Genomic DNA, 2,309 nt, shown 5'->3' on the forward strand with positions numbered 1-2,309 from the left:
CCAGTAACGGCCAGGCCATCCCGATGCCAACCAGCGCCGCGGCCCACCGGGACAATCCCGACTTCGCTGACATGGGCTGGGGCATGCTGGAGATCGACATTACGCCGTACCTGGGCAAGACCGAGAAGGTCAACGTTACCCTGCCGGGGTTCGTGATCCAGCAGATTGACCGATATGTGCGAGACCACAACGTGAAGAGTCGGTCGTCTTTCCTGGCTGACGCGGCCATGGAGAAACTGGGTCGCTGAAACGCAAAAGCCCCGGCTTAATGGCCAGGGCTTTGTGTCTCAATCCCGTTTATGCGCAGGGATCTGAGGATGGTGGGCAATTTCGCTCATTCGCTCACCATTGTCAAGAGACTCAATCAATTAGCTGCTCTCTCTCCAAGATCTCGGTTACATGGATGACAGCGCCCTCCTCCAGCTCCTCAAGGCATTTGTGAATACCCCGGCGCCATCGGGTGCGGGTTGAGTCTGGCCGCGCATCCACATCCCAGGTGTTCATGTCGTAAAACTCATCAGGCAAAACCGCAACGTCTGAGGAGCGCTTGCCCTGCTTGCCCTTCATCTTCGGGATGAACCACACGGTGGTGGCCTTGTAGATGAACAGGGCCGGTGCCGGCGAACTGATCCGGGGAATGCTGCGGGCGATCGCACTGACACGGTTGGCCTTGTGCGTCGAGAACTTGCCCACCAACACATCCCAGTGCTTAGGGCTGAGCTCTCGGTGCAGCAGGGCATGCAAGATGCAGTCATAGTCGAACTGATCGCGAGCCGACAGCAAGGCTCGAAACCCACCGGTTCGAGGACCAGAGTCGATCAACTTCTGCCAACTCTGCCGGGTCGCGTTGCTGGTGCTGTCCGCCGCCAGCACCCTGACGATCGCTGCCATTACACCCTGGTAAACCATCGGTTCGAAGTCAGCCAGCATTCGGCGCGGCAGCGCTGCAGTAACGTTGCTCATCGAGTGGCTCCTTGGGCCATGCGGGCCTCAGCAATTCGAACAAAGCCCAGGAACTGGTCAGCCGGCATTGCCTCCTTGATAACGTCGAGGATGACCCGATCCATGTGCTGCTGGGTGTGCGCCTTGGCCTCCTTGCGCAACTGGCCGCACCGGTACAGCAGCCGGGTGCGGTCATGGTTGATGTGCTTGAGGGCGGCCTTGGCCCGGTTGTACCAGCTACGGTCGTATGGGCGCCCCTGAACAGCGCCCTCCTGCGCCTGGCTCAGCGCCAGCTCCAGGCGGATTGCGTCACTCACCAGCTGTTCGTGCAGGGCCTCGCAGGCTTCAAGGGTTTCGGGCAACTCACGGGGCCCCGTCAGGCGTGGGTGCGCTTCAGAGAGTTTCGGGGCTTTGCCAGTGGCAACAGGCTGCTCGGCGCCAGCACGCTTGGTTACGGTTACCGAGAGGACCGGAGTTGCAGGTTTGCCAGCGCCAGCGCGTGGCCACAGATCAGAAAGTTTCATGGCGTTTGCTCCCCTTACGGTGCTTGGAGAAATTCAGTACGCGGGCCATCTCGACCTCCTCATCAGGAGGCAGGCGGTTACCGGCGAAGTTGACGAATCGGGCGTACTGCCCTTGGCGCTGGACAAGACACGAGCCCTGCGGGGCCTGGCGCCCCTTGTCGAGGATCAGCTCGGTAACGCCCTGCTCGCCCGCTTCCGACTCTGGGTCGTGGTGGACCAGGATCACCGCATCGGCGTCCTGCTCTATCTGGCCGGAGTCGCGCAGGTCGCTCGCCTGGGGTTTCTTGCCTGGGCGACTCGCTGGGTTCCGGTTGAGCTGCGCCAGCACCAGCACCGGCACGCTCAACTCCTTGGCCAGGTTCTTCAGGGCAATCGAAATCTTGGCCACGGCATCGGTGCGGCTCTGGTTCTTGCCCTCCGCGCCCACCAGGCCCAAGTAGTCGATCATCAGGATGTCGAGGCCCTTTTCGCGCTGGAGCCTGCGAGCATCCGAACGGATGGCGCTCATGGTCATGCCCGGGGTGTCGTTCAGGTACAGCTGGGCGGCCTCGATCTTGCTCCCTGCTGTACCGATGCGCTGCCACTCGTCCTCGTCCAGGCTCTTGACCTCTTCCATGCGGCGCAGGTCTACGCCACCTTGCGAGGCGATGGTGCGGATGGTGAGTTCTTTCTCGTCCATCTCCAGGCTGAAGATCAGGCCCACCCCGGCGCCGCGGATGGCGATGTGGTTGACGATCTGGAGGCCCAGCATGGTCTTGCCGCTCCCTGGGCGTCCGGCGATGACCACCATGCTCTTGGGGCGCAGGAAGCCGATCAGCTTATCCAGGTCAGCCAAGCCGGTGG

General features: G+C 61.9%; 4 protein-coding genes. 1 reads left to right on the top strand and 3 read right to left on the bottom strand.

The window, feature by feature from the left end; all coding sequences use genetic code 11:
- On the top strand, positions 1-248 hold a 248-nt coding region (locus APH30_RS26815; RefSeq protein ID WP_177333804.1), incomplete at its 5' end, for a type II toxin-antitoxin system HicB family antitoxin.
- 112 nt (positions 249-360) lie between these two features.
- On the opposite strand, the gene APH30_RS26820 is transcribed toward APH30_RS26815, so the two are convergent.
- The 3 genes from APH30_RS26820 to APH30_RS26830 all read right to left on the bottom strand — a co-directional run.
- Positions 361-963 carry a hypothetical protein gene (locus APH30_RS26820; protein ID WP_054914227.1) on the bottom strand — a complete coding sequence of 201 codons (603 nt, stop codon included), beginning with the start codon at positions 961-963 and terminating at the stop codon, positions 361-363.
- A complete protein-coding gene (locus APH30_RS26825) occupies positions 960-1,466 on the bottom strand; it encodes a hypothetical protein (RefSeq protein ID WP_054914228.1) in 507 nt (168 codons plus the stop codon). Before APH30_RS26825 ends, APH30_RS26820 begins: the two co-directional genes overlap by 4 nt.
- Positions 1,453-2,309 (bottom strand): DnaB helicase C-terminal domain-containing protein (locus APH30_RS26830; protein WP_156326734.1); only part of this gene is annotated, 857 nt, incomplete at its 5' end. The genes APH30_RS26830 and APH30_RS26825, both read right to left, overlap by 14 nt.

The sequence above is a fragment of the Pseudomonas sp. NBRC 111127 genome, from assembly GCF_001320345.1.
GTDB lineage: Bacteria > Pseudomonadota > Gammaproteobacteria > Pseudomonadales > Pseudomonadaceae > Aquipseudomonas > Aquipseudomonas juntendi.

Excerpts from the sequence above, each read along its gene's own strand:
- APH30_RS26820 (WP_054914227.1), bottom strand. The coding sequence starts at position 963 with ATGAGCAACGTTACTGCAGCGCTGCCGCGCCGAATGCTGGCTGACTTC.
- APH30_RS26825 (WP_054914228.1), bottom strand. The coding sequence starts at position 1,466 with ATGAAACTTTCTGATCTGTGGCCACGCGCTGGCGCTGGCAAACCTGCA.